This window comes from Kineosporiaceae bacterium (genome assembly GCA_016713225.1).
Taxonomy (GTDB): Bacteria; Actinomycetota; Actinomycetes; order Actinomycetales; family Kineosporiaceae; genus JADJPO01.
Map to the genome: position 1 here is coordinate 419,244 of JADJPO010000011.1, position 14,548 is coordinate 433,791.

General features: G+C 72.2%; 14 protein-coding genes. 9 read left to right on the forward strand and 5 right to left on the reverse strand.

Annotation, left to right across the window (positions count from 1 at the left end; translation table 11 throughout):
• Nucleotides 1–50: 50 nt before the first annotated feature.
• Genes IPK24_24640 through IPK24_24660 form a run of 5 tightly spaced genes read left to right on the forward strand, consistent with a single transcriptional unit; the run spans nt 51 to nt 5,858 of the window.
• A complete protein-coding gene (locus IPK24_24640; GenBank protein ID MBK8078644.1) occupies nt 51–638 on the forward strand; it encodes a hypothetical protein in 588 nt (195 codons plus the stop codon).
• A gap of 59 nt (nt 639–697) precedes the next feature.
• Nucleotides 698–1,939: a magnesium transporter gene (locus IPK24_24645; protein ID MBK8078645.1), complete on the forward strand. Its 1,242-nt coding sequence runs from the start codon at nt 698–700 to the stop codon at nt 1,937–1,939.
• Nucleotides 1,929–2,435: a DUF1003 domain-containing protein gene (locus IPK24_24650; protein MBK8078646.1), complete on the forward strand. Its 507-nt coding sequence runs from the start codon at nt 1,929–1,931 to the stop codon at nt 2,433–2,435. Before IPK24_24645 ends, IPK24_24650 begins: the two co-directional genes overlap by 11 nt.
• Before the next feature lie 3 nt (nt 2,436–2,438).
• Nucleotides 2,439–4,670: a Flp pilus assembly complex ATPase component TadA gene (gene tadA, locus IPK24_24655; protein ID MBK8078647.1), complete on the forward strand. Its 2,232-nt coding sequence runs from the start codon at nt 2,439–2,441 to the stop codon at nt 4,668–4,670.
• A 45-nt stretch (nt 4,671–4,715) separates the two neighbouring features.
• Nucleotides 4,716–5,858 (forward strand): Mrp/NBP35 family ATP-binding protein, encoded by a 1,143-nt coding sequence (locus IPK24_24660; protein MBK8078648.1) that lies wholly within the window; start codon nt 4,716–4,718, stop codon nt 5,856–5,858.
• Between the two features lie 114 nt (nt 5,859–5,972).
• Here IPK24_24660 and IPK24_24665 read toward each other — a convergent pair whose 3' ends face one another.
• The 4 genes from IPK24_24665 to sigE are packed head-to-tail and all read right to left on the reverse strand — an operon-like array spanning nt 5,973 to nt 9,198.
• Nucleotides 5,973–6,416: a Sec-independent protein translocase TatB gene (locus IPK24_24665; GenBank protein ID MBK8078649.1), complete on the reverse strand. Its 444-nt coding sequence runs from the start codon at nt 6,414–6,416 to the stop codon at nt 5,973–5,975.
• Nucleotides 6,417–6,425: 9 nt separating this feature from the next.
• A complete protein-coding gene (locus IPK24_24670; GenBank protein MBK8078650.1) occupies nt 6,426–7,829 on the reverse strand; it encodes a trypsin-like peptidase domain-containing protein in 1,404 nt (467 codons plus the stop codon).
• 44 nt (nt 7,830–7,873) lie between these two features.
• Nucleotides 7,874–8,569 (reverse strand): hypothetical protein, encoded by a 696-nt coding sequence (locus tag IPK24_24675; protein ID MBK8078651.1) that lies wholly within the window; start codon nt 8,567–8,569, stop codon nt 7,874–7,876.
• A complete protein-coding gene (sigE, locus tag IPK24_24680; protein ID MBK8078652.1) occupies nt 8,566–9,198 on the reverse strand; it encodes an RNA polymerase sigma factor SigE in 633 nt (210 codons plus the stop codon). Before sigE ends, IPK24_24675 begins: the two co-directional genes overlap by 4 nt.
• 267 nt (nt 9,199–9,465) lie before the next feature.
• Between sigE and IPK24_24685 the strand changes: the two genes are divergently transcribed.
• The 4 genes from IPK24_24685 (at nt 9,466) to IPK24_24700 (ending at nt 13,846) form a co-directional block, all read left to right on the forward strand.
• Nucleotides 9,466–10,224 (forward strand): O-methyltransferase, encoded by a 759-nt coding sequence (locus tag IPK24_24685; GenBank protein MBK8078653.1) that lies wholly within the window; start codon nt 9,466–9,468, stop codon nt 10,222–10,224.
• 98 nt (nt 10,225–10,322) lie between these two features.
• The gene (locus tag IPK24_24690) at nt 10,323–10,583 is read left to right on the forward strand and encodes a hypothetical protein (GenBank protein ID MBK8078654.1); all 261 of its coding nucleotides are present in this window, start codon (nt 10,323–10,325) and stop codon (nt 10,581–10,583) included.
• Nucleotides 10,584–10,673: 90 nt separating this feature from the next.
• Entirely contained in the window at nt 10,674–11,348 is a 675-nt protein-coding gene (locus IPK24_24695; GenBank protein ID MBK8078655.1) for a hypothetical protein, read from the forward strand.
• Nucleotides 11,349–11,410: 62 nt separating this feature from the next.
• On the forward strand, nt 11,411–13,846 hold the full coding sequence (locus IPK24_24700) for a delta-60 repeat domain-containing protein (GenBank protein MBK8078656.1): 2,436 nt from the start codon (nt 11,411–11,413) through the stop codon (nt 13,844–13,846).
• Between the two features lie 344 nt (nt 13,847–14,190).
• Here the strand turns inward: IPK24_24700 and IPK24_24705 are convergent, their stop codons facing one another.
• A complete protein-coding gene (locus tag IPK24_24705; protein ID MBK8078657.1) occupies nt 14,191–14,538 on the reverse strand; it encodes a hypothetical protein in 348 nt (115 codons plus the stop codon).
• Nucleotides 14,539–14,548: the final 10 nt, after the last annotated feature.

Sequence of the window (14,548 nt, forward strand, 5' to 3'; positions counted from 1 at the left end):
CACACACCCACCGCGCAGACGTGGGGCCGCTGGTGTGGCACCCTGCCAGGGTGAGCAAGGTCGAGACGCTGGTCGGATTCTTCGGTGAGCGACGCACCGACGCTCGCCCCGTCGTCCCGGCGCGCGCGGATCTGACCCCGGCACAGCGCGCGCTGATCGCCGAGTCCTGCGCCAAGTCCGGGGTCATCTGGGTGCGCCCGCTGGAGGACGCCCGCCCTCATCTGGCCTGGCACGTGTGGCACGACGAGGCGGTGCACGTGGTCTACGGCGTCGGCGAGCAGATGCTGCCGATGCTGACCGGCCACGTCGAGGTGCAGGTGCCGAGCAAGCACGACCGCAGCCTGCTGGTGGTCTTCGCCGCGACCGGCACCGTGCTGGCCCCCCATACGCCGGCCTGGCAGGACGCCGTGACCGCCCTGGCCAGCGCACGCCTCAACAGCGTGGACACCACAGACGTCCAGTCCGGGCGCTGGGCCACCGGGTGCCTGGTCAGCCGGTTGGATCCGATCACGGTGTTCGCCGCCGGGGCCGGCAGCCGCGAGGCACCCAACCCGGCCGCCACGCCCGCGGGCAACCCGGGCACCACTCTGACCCGCCGCCCCTGGCATCTGGGCGGGCGACGCCGGCGCTCACGCTGAACGCCGACCACGCGGACGCCGCCACCGCGCACCGGGTGTTCGTCGCCCGGTTGGCCGGCATGGCCGTGTTCGACCCCCTCGGCGACCAGGTGGGACTGGTGCGCGACGTCGTGGTGGTCAGCGGCGCCGCAGCGACCGCCAGCCCCCGCGCCGTCGGCCTGGTGATCGAGGTGCCCGGCCACCGGCAGGTCTTCCTGCCGATGACCCGGGTGACCAGCATCCAACCCGGCCAACTGATCATCACCGGGCTGGTCAACCTGCGCCGGTTCGAGCAACGGGTCACCGAGACCCTGGTGGTCGATCAGCTGCTCGGCCGCCGGGTGCAGGTGCGCGGCAGCGGCGAGCCGGTCGTCGTCCAGGACGTGGCGATCTCCCTCACCCGCGCCCGGCAGTGGCGGGTGAGCACGATCTATGTCCGCCACCTGCCCGCCGGCCGGGCCGGCGCCGCGCTGGCCGCGGTGCCCGGCCTGGCCCGGCTCACCCGCCGCCGGGGCGAGACCGAGCTGGTCGACCACACCGCGCTGGACGGCCTGATCCCCTCGGCCCCCGACCGGGCCACCTCCGACCTGCTGGCCTCGCTGGAGGATCTGCGCGCGGCCGAGGCCGCGGAGGCGGTGATGGACATGCCCGCCGAGGACCGGGTGCGGGTGACCGCCGCGCTGGACGTCGAGCGGCTGGCCGACGTGCTCGAGCAGCTGCCCGAGGCCACCCAGGTCGAGATCCTGGCCAGCCTGCGCGACGACCGTGCGGTCGAGGTGCTCGAGGCGATGCAGCCGGACGACGCCGCCGACCTGCTCGGCGAGCTGAGCGACGAACAGGCCGAGTCGCTGCTGGCGCTGATGGACCCGGGCGAGGCCGAGGACGTACGGCGGCTGTTGGCCTACGACTCCGACACCGCCGGCGGCATGATGACCACCGAGCCGGTGATCCTGCCGCCCGAGACCACGGTCGCCGAGGCGCTGGCGCGGGTACGGCGCGCCGACCTGGCCCCGACCCTGGCCATCGGCGTGTTCGTCTGCCGCCAGCCGCTCGAGACCCCCACCGGCAGCTACCTGGGCATGGTGCACCTGCAGCGCATGCTGCGCGAACCTCCCGCCACACCGGTCGGCGACATCCTGGACACCGAGGTCGAACCGCTGGATCCGACCGACCGACTGACCACCATCACCCGGCACCTGGCCACCTACGACCTGGTGTCGGTGCCGGTCATCGATGCCGACGGCAGCCTGCTGGGCGTGGTCACCGTCGACGACGTGCTCGACCACCTGCTGCCCGAGGACTGGCGGACCCATGACGACTGAGCGCGGCGGGCTCGACGTCCCGATGGATCAGCGGCGGGGCCTGTCGGCGCCGCACCTCGATCCCGAACTGTTCGGGCGCTGGTCCGAGCGCTTCGCCCGGTTCATGGGTACGGCCACCTTCATCGCCGCGATGACGGTCTTCGTGGCCGCGTGGCTGGTCTGGAACACCTGGGGGCCGGATCGCTGGCAGTTCGACCCCCGCACGTTGAACTACACACTGCTCACGCTGATCCTGTCGTTGCAGGCCTCCTATGCCGCTCCCCTGATCCTGCTGGCGCAGAACCGCCAGGCCGACCGGGACCGGGTGTCCTTCGAACAGGACCGCCAGCGCAGTGAGCGGGCGTTGGCCGATACCGAGTACCTGACCCGCGAGATCGCGTCGCTGCGGATCGCGGTCGGCGAGCTCACCGGGCTGGTGCGCGACGTGATGGCCGAGCTGCCCCCCGATGAGGTGTCCAGATGGGTCAACCCCGAGCCTCCGGCTGCCGACTCTTGAGGGGTGACCGCCGCCTCGAACCCGATCCCCGGCCTGCCCCTGCGGCGGCGACTGGGTGATGTTCTGGTGGATTCCGGGCTGCTCACACCGGAGCAGCTCGACCTGGCCCTCGAGAGCCAACGGGTCGCCCAGGGTGATCGCCGCCGGCTCGGCCAGGTGGTGGCCGACCTCGGGCTGGCCTCCGAACGTGACGTCGCCGAGTGCCTGGCGAACCTGCTCGGCCTGAAGATGGTCGACCTGTCCAAGACGGTGCCGGCGCCGGACGTCGTCCGGCTGCTGCCCCGCCAGGTCGCCGAACGCACCCGGGTGCTGGTGCTCGACCGCACCCCCCAGGGCCTGGTGGTGGCCTGCGCCGACCCGACGAACGTGCTGGCGCTGGACGACGTGCGGCTGCACACCCGCTCGCTCGAGCTCACCGTGCTGGTGGCCACCGAGACCCAGATCCGTGATCAGATCAACCGCGCCTGGGCGCTGGGGCAGGACGACTCCTCCGTCGCGGCGCTGACCGACGAGGGCGAGGACGACGAGGGCGACGCCGGGCCCAGCGGCGGCGCCGACGACGAGGCGCCGATCGTCAAGCTGGTCAACCAGATCCTGGCGGACGCCGTGCGCACCCGGGCCTCCGACATCCACGTCGAGGTGCAGCGCGACGCGCTGCGGGTGCGCTACCGGGTGGACGGTCTGCTGCGCGATGTGATGAACGCGCCGAAACGGATCGCGACCCCGGTGATCAGCCGCATCAAGATCATCTCTGGGCTGGACATCGCCGAGCGTCGGGTCCCGCAGGACGGGCGCACCCGGTTCTCCCTCGAGGGCATGGCGATCGACGCCCGGGTCTCGACCCTGCCCAGTCTGCACGGCGAGAAGGTCGTGATCCGGCTGTTGGCCCGCGGCGATGCGATCCCCTCGCTCGAGGGTCTGGGTTTCGAGACCAAGCAGCTGGCCACGTTCCACGCCTCGCTCGCCGTCCCGCAGGGGCTGGTGTTGATCACCGGACCGACCGGATCCGGCAAGACCAACACGCTCTACTCGGCGATCGCCGAGATCCGCACCCCCGAGAAGAACATCGTCACCCTCGAGGACCCGATCGAGGTGCAGTTGCCGGGCATCACGCAGGTCGGCGTGAACGTCAAGGCGGGCATGACCTTCGCGGCGGGGTTGCGCTCGATCCTGCGTCAGGACCCGGACATCATCCTGGTCGGCGAGGTGCGTGACGGCGAGACCGCCGAGCTGGCCCTCAAGGCCGCCATGACCGGCCACCTGGTGCTCACCACCCTGCACACCAACTCGGCCGTCGCGGCGGTGACCCGGCTGGTCGACATGGGCATCGAACCGTTCATGGTCGCCTCGTCGCTGACCTGCGCCATCGCCCAGCGCCTGGTGCGTCGGCCCTGCGAGGCCTGCGCCGCGCCCTACATGCCGGACGACGTCACGCTGACCCTGCTCGGCCTGACCAAGGCCGACCTGGCCGGCGCCCGGCCGATGAAGGGCGTCGGCTGCTCGGAGTGCGGCGACACCGGCTACCGCGGCCGCACGGCGGTCTACGAGGTGCTCGAGGTCGACGGCGCGATGCGTCAGGTGTTGCTGTCCGACCCGAGCGAGGCGGCGATCTCGGCTCAGGCCCGGGCGTCCGGCATGGCGACGTTGCGGGCCGCGGCACTGGACAAGGCCGCCCACGGCCTGACCACTTACGAGGAGGCGATCCGGGTCACCCACGCGGATCACTCGGGCGGGTCGAGCTGCCCCGCGTGCCGGCGTCCGGTCGAGCAGGGCATGGTGGTCTGTCCGTGGTGTGCCACGACGGTCGACCGCGGACACTGCCACAAGTGCGCCAAGCAGTTGGACGCCGACTGGCGGATCTGCCCGTGGTGCCGGACACCCGCGGAGCCGTCCCCCACGGCACGGCACGTCACCAGCGCCGCGAGCCGACCGCCCGCCGCCCGGCCCCCGCACCAGGCACCAGCACAGCAGGCGCCCCAGCAGGCACAGCAAGCCCCACCACAGCAGACGCCACAGGCTCACCAGCCGGCACCCCAGCGGCAGGCTGCCCCACAGCAGCCCCAGCAGCGCCCGCCGCAGGCACCCGCCCAGCGCCCCGCTCAGACTCCACCCGCTCACCAGGTCCCCCGCCAGAGCGCACCGGCGAACCCCCCTCAGGGCGTCCCCACCCGGACGCCGCCGGGCGCCGCACCGCCGGCTCAACCGGCGCGTCGTCCGGCGTCCCCGCCCGCATAGCGGACCGGCCGCGCCCCACCCGTCGAGGCACCCTACGATCGGGGTATGTCTGCTACGTCCACGTCCCCCTCGCTCGACGCGATCCGCGCCGCCCTGGCCACGGTGAACGATCCCGAGATCCGCAAGCCGATCACCGAACTCGACATGGTGCGGGCGGTCGAGGTCGACGACGCGCACGTGACGGTCGACGTCCTGCTCACGGTTCCCGGGTGCCCGATGAAGGACCAGATCACCCGTGAGGTCACCGCGGCGGTCAGTGCCGTCGAGGGGGTGGAGCAGGTCACCGTCACCCTCGGGGTGATGAGCGAGGAACAGCGCACCGGCCTGCGCCAGAAGTTGCGCGGCGGGCCGGCCCAGGGCCGCGACATCGTGTTCAACCGCGCCGGTAACACCACCCGGGTGTACGCCATCGCCTCCGGCAAGGGCGGCGTGGGCAAGTCGAGCGTGACGGTGAACCTGGCGGCGGCGATGGCCGCGCAGGGCCTGGCCGTCGGGGTGCTGGACGCCGACGTCTACGGCTTCTCGGTGCCGCGCATGCTCGGCGTCACCGGACAGCCGACCAAGGTCGACGACATGATCATGCCGCCGGTCTCCCACGACGTGAAGGTCATCTCGATCGGCATGTTCGTGCCCGGCAACCAGCCCGTGGTCTGGCGTGGCCCGATGCTGCACCGCGCCCTGGAGCAGTTCCTGGCCGACGTCTACTGGGGCGACCTCGACGTGCTGCTGCTCGACCTGCCGCCCGGCACCGGCGACGTGGCGATCTCGATGGCCCAGCTGCTGCCGACCGCCGAACTGCTCGTGGTGACCACCCCGCAGACCGCCGCCGCCGAGGTCGCCGAGCGCGCCGGAGCGATCGCCCTGCAGACCAAGCAGCAGATCATCGGCGTGGTCGAGAACATGTCCTGGCTGGAACTGCCCGACGGCTCCCGCATGGAGCTGTTCGGCGCCGGCGGCGGCCAGGCGGTCGCCGACTCCCTCACCCAGGCGGTCGGGGTGAAGGTGCCGCTGCTCGGCCAGGTGCCGATGGACGTCGCGCTGCGCACCGGTGGGGACGACGGCACCCCCGTCGTCCTCAGCGCCCCGAACACCCCCGCCGCCCAGGCGCTGCGCTCCGTCGCCGAGACCCTGGCCGCTCGCGGCCGCACCCTGGTCGGCCGCACCCTCGGCCTGACCAAGATCAGCTAGCCCAGCCGCCACCAACCACCACCCCCCCAAACCCTCGGTGATCATGTAATCCGTGCACGTTTTGTGCACGGATTACATGATCACGGGGGGTTTGGGGGCGGGGTGGGGTGGGCCTCAGGTGGCGTCGGGGTCGAAGCGCGGGCCGGACGCTGCGGCCCCCGCCGCACCGGCCGCACCGGCCGCACCGCTGGTGGGTTCGGCCGGTGTCGAGCCCGCCGACCCGGTCGACCCGGGCTGACCCGTCCGGGACGAGCCGTTGGACGTCGCCCCGCCGGACTTCAGGCCCAGCGGGTCGTCGGGGTCGAAGGTGTCGGCCAGGGCCTCGCGCACGATGCGGCGCGGGTCGTACTGGCGGGGGTCGAGCTTGCGCCAGTCGACCTCGTCGAACTCCGGCCCCAACTCCTGACGCACCTGCTCGGTGGCGCCCTGCGCCATGCGACGCAGCTCCTTCACCAGCCGGGCCAACTGTTGGGTGTACTGCGGCAACCGCTCCGGGCCCAGCACGATCGCGGCCACCGCGAGCAACACGATGAACTCGGGACCGCTGATGCCGAACACCAGCGAACCTTAACGCCCGGCCGCGACCAGCGTCACCGTGACCGTGCGCTCGGACCCACCACGACGCACGATCAGCTTGACCGTGTCGCCCACCGCCTTGGCACGGATCGCCACGATCAACTCCACGGACGACGTCACCGGCCGCCCGTCGATGGCGACGATCACGTCACCGGCCTTGATCCCCGCCTTGTCCGCCGGGCCGCCCGGCTGAACCGGTTGGGTGCTGCCCTCCGCCCGCTCCAGGACGCGCACGCCCTCGCCGTCGTAGGACGAGTCGAGGCTGACCCCGATGATCGGGTAGTCCGCCTTGCCCTTGGTGATCAACATGGCCGCGATCCGGCGGGCCTGGTTGGACGGGATCGCGAAGCCCAGGCCGATGTTGCCGCCGGTTCCCCCGACAGCCCCGGGGGCGCGCGCGATGGCTGAGTTGATGCCGATCACCGCGCCGGCGGCATCGACCAGCGGGCCACCGGAGTTGCCCGGGTTGATCGCCGCATCGGTCTGGATCGCGTTGATGTACGAGGCATCCGAGGCCGACTCCCCCGCGCTGACCGGTCGGTTCTTGGCACTGACGATGCCCGTCGTCACGGTGCCCTGCAGCCCGAGCGGCGCCCCGATGGCGATCACCGGGTCGCCCACCGTCACGGCGTCCGAGTCACCGAACGTCAGTGCGGGGCGGGTGCCGGTGTCGACCTTCAGCACGGCCAGGTCGTAGGAGGCGTCCTTGCCGACCACCGTGGCCGACTTGTGGGTACCGTCATCGAAGACCACGGTGAGCTTGGGGTTCGTCACGGCCGAGACGACGTGGTTGTTGGTCAGCACGTGGCCCTGGCCGTCCATGATGAACCCTGACCCACTGCCCTCCCCCTGGCTGCCGCTGACCATGATCTGCACGGTGCTGGTCAGCACGGTCGAGGCGACGGCGGCCACGCTGTTGGCGGGCCGGGTGACGGCGGGGGCGGGTACCACCCGGCCGGACGACGTCCCGCCGGCCGGTTCGATGCCCACGGACGACAACGTGCCGGTGCGCGCCATCAGCCACACCCCGGCAGCGCCCCCGAGCACCCCGAGCAGCAGGACGGCGGTCGCCGCGGCGAACAGCCGCGCACCGGTCATCCGGCGGCGAGCGGTGCCGGCCGCCACCCGGGCGAGCAGGTCGGCGTCCGCCCCCGCGGTGGTCGCCATGGGCGCCGGCGGCGGTCCCGGAACCGGAATCGAGCCCGGAATCGGAGTCGGGCTCGGAGTGGCCACCGCCTCGTAACCCGGCGGAGGCGGCAGCGGGACCGGAGCCGTCTGCGGCAGCGGCGGAGGTGCCCCGGTATCCGTCACCGGTCTGGTCGGCCGGTCGCCGGAGACCGGTGCGCCGTCGGTCGTCGAGGGCCGCGCCCAGCCGTGGTCGGGGTGCTGCGTCATCGAGCGAGGAACCCTCCGGATCGGTGATCGAGCCGGACGCCGGGTCAGCGTCCGGGCGCGGTGCCGCCGAGCCAGCGCCCCGGCAGGGCGTTCACGATCGGCAACCCGGTCATGGTTATCACAGTCCGGGCCATCGACAGGTTCGCCTGTGGGGTCATGGCCGCGTTCACCGACGGTGAGACCACACTCAAGGCGAACACCCCGGCGCCCAGCACGCCCATCGATCCGGCGACCGTGGCGGCGAAGCGCGTCCGGCCGGGCCGGCGGGACAGCCGTGCGCGACGGCGGCCGAGGACGGGCCGAACCGCGGCAGCCGCGGTGTCCGGCACGCCACCGGGACGCGAGGCAGCGGGGCGGCGCGACCCGGACGGGCCGGCGTCCGGACGAACCGCGGTGTCCCACGGTGCGGGGCGGGCCGCAACCAGCCGATCGTGCTCCGCCCGATCGCCCGTGGCCGGGCCGACGGTGACCATCGGCTCGTCCCGCGGTGCCGCCGGGTCGTCGTCGAGCGGTTCGGCGACGTCCGCCGCCAGGGCCGGCACGGCCAGCAGCCGCGCCATGAAGTCCCCGGACGGCGCCGGGCCGGCCAACGCCGACAACCGGGCCTTGGTCAGCCGCTCGGCCTCGACCATCTCGCGGCAGCTCGCGCAGACGCCCAGGTGGGCGTGCGCCGCCTCGGCCTCGGCCGCCCCGAGGCGAGCGTCGACCAGATCGCTGATGCGCGACTCCAGGTGGCTCATCGGGTCACCCCCGTGCCACTGCTGAGCACGATCGGGCCGACGCTGGTGCGCGTGGCCGCGGGGCGCGAGCGATCGGCGTCCGGACGGCGGTGGGCCAGGGCCTGACGCAGCTGTGCCCGACCGCGGTGGATCCGGGAGCGGACGGTTCCCAGTTTGATGTTCAACGTGGCCGCGATCTCCTCGTAGGACAGACCTTCGATGTCACACAGCACCACCGCGGCCCGGAACTCGGGGGGCAGGGTGTCCAGCGCAGCCTGGACGTCACGGTCGAGGTTGTTGTACTCCCACATCCGCTCGGGGCCGACGTCCGACCCGGCGATGCGGGTGTCGGCGTCCTCGGGCAGGGCATCGAAGCGGATCCGCTTCTTGCGGCGGACCTGGTCGAGGAACAGGTTGGTGGTGATCCGGTGCAGCCAACCCTCGAAGGTGCCGGGGGTGTAGGAGGACAGCGAGCGGAACACCCGCACGAAGACCTCCTGGGTCAGGTCCTCGGCATCGTGCTGATTGCCGGTCAGTCGGTAGGCCAGCCGGTAGACCCGGGCCGAGTGCTGGGTGACCACTTCTTCCCAGCTCGGCGGGGTCCACGGCTCCTCGGCGGCGCTCAGCGGGACGGCGCCGGGCACCCGGATCGGGGCAGCATCGACGGCAGCACCCTGCCCGCTCTCGCCCGACTCGCTCACCACGGCCCTCTCCCCGAGACGTTCCCTCAGCGTCCGGCGACGCAACGAGCGCACCGGTAGAGGTACGGCATACACCGACACCTGGACTCCCATCCTCGCCCACGACGGAGCTTCTGCCCAGCCAACGGGGCCGACGCGGCCCGGGTTCCCGGCACTCTGGCGCCCCAGCGCAGCACCGTCGAACTAGGCTGGGCACCGCTGGAACTCACACACGGCATGAACGCACCGGCAATTTCCGTCATCAGAGCAGTCCCGCCGCACCACCCGACGACCGACAGGAGTGCCACGATCAGCGCCCCGAGCCCTGCCACCTGGGCCTACACCGAGAACTTCGTACCCGAGGACGACGTCGTCGACCGGGCGCGCGGTCGTGCCCGTGAACTGGGCTGCGAAGCGGTGACCCCGGGTGCCGGCGCCGTGCTGGGGCTGCTGGCGGCGGCGGTGCAGGCCCGGGGCGTGGTCGAGATCGGCACCGGGGCGGGGGTCTCGGGGATCTATCTGCTGCGGGGCATGCCCGCCGACGGCGTGCTGACCACGATCGACGTCGAGGCCGAGAACCAGCGGGCCGCCCGGGAGGCGTTCGGCGAGGTGGGCGCGCGGCCCAACCGCACCCGGGTGATCTGCGGCCGGGCCCTCGACGTCCTGCCGCGACTGACCGATGCGGCCTACGACCTGGTGCTGGTCGACGCCGGCCCCGGGCAGTGTGAGCGCCATGTCGAGCAGGGGCTGCGGCTGGTGCGACCGGGCGGCGTCCTGGTGGTCAACGACGCCCTCTGGCACGGCCGGGTGGTCGACCCGGCGCAACGGGACGGTGCCACGACAGCGATGCGCGAGGCGGCCAAGCGCCTGCGGGACGACGACCGGCTGCTGCCGGCCCTGTTGCCGGTGGGTGGCGGGCTGCTGATCGCGGCGCTGCCGGCCACGAATGGCACCTCGCCGGGGGTCATGGGGGGGCGCGAGGTGAGACCCCACTGACCGACGACCCCTTCGTCACCCAACCGGTACCGGTCCAGGCCGGTACCCCGACTCCCCCACGCCGTCTGCTGCGCGGTTCGGAGCAACTCGCCCATCTGGTGGGGGCGCGTCTGCTGGTCGGGATCACGTTCCGCGACCCCAGCGGCTCGGTGCTGCGCTCGGACCAGTTCTGCGGCCGGGTGATCGAGGTCGCCGAGGGCGTGGTCGTCGTCGAACGCGGCGGTGAGCAGGCCGTGCTACCGGCCGATGCCGGCGCCTACGAGACCGCCCAACCCGGCCGATACGTGCTGCAGAACACCGGCGAGGCGGTGGTCGACCCCGACTACCTGACCGTCTGGGACGTCCAGGTCGATTCCTGACCGACACCTGACGCGCTCCTGGACGACGCGGCGCACCGCCGACCCGGCCGGCGTGCTCAAGCTCGCCCCGCGCACACCGATGTTCCTGCCATGGCTCTCTCCGGCTCTCGCCTGCCCGCGCTGGCCCTCGCCGGTGCCGTGGCGCTGCTGGTCGCGGCGCCCCTGGGCGGGTGCAGCGACCGTTCGCCCGCCGCGGTGCCCAACCGCCAGGTGCAGGACGACGACGGCGCCCCCACGCTGCAGCAGTACGCCTCGGGTCAGCTCGCCTTCGGCGACCCGGCGAAGGCCGGCTACGCCCCGGTCGCCGAGCCCGATCTGCAGGACCAGGGCAAGCAGGCCCCGGTCACCCGTCCGGTGCTGCGCACCCCTGAGCAGGCGCTCGCCGGCATGGGTACGGTCCGGATCACCGCAGGAGTCGAGACGCTCTCGCACCTCGCCCCGGTCGATCACGCGCCCGCTGCGGGGTCGGTACCGCACACCCGCGACGGCAATCGGCGTAACGACCTCGGCGAGCTGGTGGTACTCGACGACACCGCTGCCCTGGCCTGTGGCGACGTCGAGATGGCACTGCGGCAGTTCGATGCCGGACGGCGCGAGAACGCCGCCGAGCAGCTGCGCAAGGCGGCCGGACAGCTCGAGCACTCGATCACCCCCGGCATCACCGCCTGGGTGAAACCCTTGGCGACGATCGCCTCGAACGGCTCCGATGTCACCACCGCGGTCGCCTTCCTGACCGTGTGCACCGACGGGGGGTACGAGCTGTGAGCCGGGCGCGCGTCGTCCGCGGTGTCCGCGCTGTTCCGGCCCGCCGGCGACGGACGGCCCCGGTGACGCTGGCGCTGGCCGGCCTGGTCGCCGGGGTGCTCGGCGCGGCCGTGGGTACGGCGCCCGTCGCCGCTGCTGCCACCACAGCCCCGGTCACGGCCGCCGCGGCGGCCGACCCGCAGCCGACGCCCGTTGCGGTGGACAACCTCGACCTGGTGCCGGTGAAGACCTGGGGCGTCTCGGGGCTGGACTCGGCGAACACCCAGACCTCGACCCTCGACGTCCTGGTCTGGGACATGGTGCAGGTCGGCGGGCGGTTGTTCGTCGCCGGCGGGTTCCTCAACGTGCAGCAGGATAAGACCACCACGCCGATCCCGCAGAAGTTCATCGCCGCCTTCGACGTCAACACCGGCGCCTGGATCGACACCTGGCGACCCCAGCTCGATCGGGCCGCGTACTCGGTGGCCGGCTACGGCGGCAAACTGATCGTCGGCGGTGAGTTCACCACGGTCAACGGTCAGCCGCGCAAGGGCCTGGTCGCGCTCGACCCGCTCACCGGGGCCGTCGACTCCTCGTTCGCCGGCTCCGTCGACCGCCCGTGGTCGACCGCTCGCGCCATGGTGCGCGACCTGGACGTCGAGAACGGCCGGCTCTACGTCGCCGGGAACTTCTCGCACCTCGTCGGCGCCGGCAACGCCCGGGTGCCGGTCTACAAGGCGGGCCGGTTCACCTCGACCGCCGGAGCCGTGGACACCGCGTGGAAGCCGGCGATCACCGGCTCGTCGGTCTGGGGTATCGACGCCGACACCACGACCCATCAGGTCACCGTGGCGGGCTACTTCACCGGCGTGAACGGCCTGGCCGGCAGCGGCTACTTCCACACCGTGGACGACGCCACCGGTGCCTCGGCGCCGGGTATGAAGGCCGTCCCTCGCAACTACCCCGCGAGCCAGCCGGAGTTCTTCGACGCCACGGTGGGCAACGGACTCGTCTTCGCCGTCGGTGAGCAGCACGTGCTGCAGGTGCTCTCGCCGACCGACCACACCATGCTCGGTTACCACCACACCGGCTACGTGAACCCCGGGTTCGCCTACAACAGCGGCAGTTTCGCCGGCGGGGCCTACCAGGTGGGGGTGCGGATCGGGAACATCGTGTTCGCCGGGTGCCACTGCACCTATTCGACCCGCAACGGCTACGTGAACCACTTCTCGTCCTACACCGGCACGTTCACGCCGAACCGGCTGGTGATGGCCTACGACGCCACCACCGGGCGGCTGATCGAGAACTTCCTGCCCGACATCAACTCACCGCGCGACGGCACCTGGGCGGTCACCAGCGACACCAATGGCTGTCTCTACGTGGGCGGTGACTTCCACGTCGGCGGGGTCGACCACGCCAAGGCCCGATGGCTCGGCGGGTTCGCGAAGCTGTGCCCCAAGGGCTACGACCCGGCCGCCCAACCGGCGGTCGGCGCCGACCGCTACCTGCCGGCCGGATCCGTCTGGTCCTACGACGATTCCGGCACGGATCGGGGAACCGCCTGGCGTGAGCCCGGTTTCGACGCCGCGTCGTGGAAGAAGGGGCCGGCCGGCCTCGGCTTCGCCAGCGGCGAGAAGACCTCCCTGGCCACCGGGCACACCACGTACTACGCACGAACCAGCTTCGAGGTCTCCGGTGCGCTGCCGCCGTCCCTGGCCCTGAAACTGAAGGCGGACGACGGCGCCGTGGTCTACCTGAACGGCCGCGAGGTTCTGCGCGACAACCTGCCGGGTGGCACCGTCACGGCCGCCACCACCGCGGTCGAGTGGCGCGGTGGGGCCGCGGAGAACTTCACCGTGCACACCGTGCCCGCCTCGGCGCTGGTCAAGGGCACCAACGTGCTCGCGGTCGAGGTGCACAACGTCTGGAGCGGCAACAACGACCTGGCCTTCGACCTGGACGTCGCCTCCTCGGACGTCGTGGTCGCCGCCCCAGCCACGCCGACGCCGTCCGCGAGCGCCACCGCGACGCCCCCGGCGGCGGCCACCGCCCTGGTGCCGCTGGGCTCGACCTGGGCCCACACCGACTCGGCGAACGGCGAACCGGCCAACTGGAAGGCCGGCCTCGGTGGCGGCGCCAGCGGCCCGGGTGAGTTCGGCTTCGGGGACGGCGACGAGAAGACGGTGCTCACCGCCGGCCGCCAGACCTACTACTTCACCCGGACGTTCGATGTCGCCGATCCGGCGCCGTACGCGAAGGGGCTGACCCTGTCGTTGGCCGCGGACGACGGTGCGGCGGTCTACCTCAACGGCGTCGAGCTGAAGCGGGTCAACCTGCCGGACGGCGTCCTCGGCCCCGACACCAAGTCGGTGATCTGGGTCGATGCCGCCGACGAGAAGGTCAAGACCTACGCCGTGCCTGCCACCGCACTGCAGGCCGGAGCCAACGTGATCGCCGCGGAGGTGCACCAGGTGTACGCCGGCAACAGCGACCTGAGCTTCGACCTCGGCCTGGGCTGAGGGCAGTGCGCGGCTGACGCTGACCGGGCGCGGTCACTTCTGAGCCCGTGCGGTCACTTCTGAGCCCGTGCGGTCACTTCCTAGCCTGTGCGGTCACTTCCAACCGGGTGCGGTCACTTCTGACCGATCTGCGGTCACTTCGAGCACCTGACAACGCTGTCAAACGGTCGGAAGTGACCGCACTCAGCGGGCTGAGGGCTGAGGGCTGAGCGAGGGTGTGAGAGCTGAGCGGCAGGTGATGGGGTGTGGGCTGAGCGCAGGTGATGGCTGGGGGCTTGGCGGGAGGTGGTGCTGGGGTGACGTGATCGGGGCTGAGCGATGGGGGCTGAGTGAACGGGCGCGGATCAGTCCGTGCCGGGACCAGGGCCAGACGCGAACCCGGCCGGCCCCTCGGCGACCGCCACCACCTCGACCCGGGTGATCTCGATGGGGGCCGAACCGATCATCACGCTGACCGGGGCCGTGGGCGCCGCAGCGGTGAACGAGGCGTGGAAGGCGTCCCGCGCCGCGGCGGTGGCGAAGACATAGGTGCCCTCGAACCACTCGCCGGCCACCATGCGCCAGGTCTTGAAGCTCAGGCCGTCCAACTGGGAGAACCGGGCCAGGGACTCGGTCACCACGTAGTCGCGCAACTGCTGCTCGAGCCCCTGGGGAGCACCCGTCAGTGACCACCGTGCCGCGAGTCCATACATACCGCCCACC

Bases quoted from the DNA above. Each gene is read 5' to 3' on its own strand.
- IPK24_24645 (MBK8078645.1), top strand. From the start codon at position 698: ATGGCCGTGTTCGACCCCCTCGGCGACCAGGTGGGACTGGTGCGCGAC.
- IPK24_24670 (MBK8078650.1), bottom strand. From the start codon at position 7,829: ATGACGCAGCACCCCGACCACGGCTGGGCGCGGCCCTCGACGACCGAC.
- IPK24_24675 (MBK8078651.1), bottom strand. From the start codon at position 8,569: ATGAGCCACCTGGAGTCGCGCATCAGCGATCTGGTCGACGCTCGCCTC.
- IPK24_24695 (MBK8078655.1), top strand. From the start codon at position 10,674: ATGGCTCTCTCCGGCTCTCGCCTGCCCGCGCTGGCCCTCGCCGGTGCC.
- IPK24_24685 (MBK8078653.1), top strand. From the start codon at position 9,466: ATGAACGCACCGGCAATTTCCGTCATCAGAGCAGTCCCGCCGCACCAC.
- IPK24_24650 (MBK8078646.1), top strand. From the start codon at position 1,929: ATGACGACTGAGCGCGGCGGGCTCGACGTCCCGATGGATCAGCGGCGG.
- IPK24_24705 (MBK8078657.1), bottom strand. From the start codon at position 14,538: ATGTATGGACTCGCGGCACGGTGGTCACTGACGGGTGCTCCCCAGGGG.
- IPK24_24660 (MBK8078648.1), top strand. From the start codon at position 4,716: ATGTCTGCTACGTCCACGTCCCCCTCGCTCGACGCGATCCGCGCCGCC.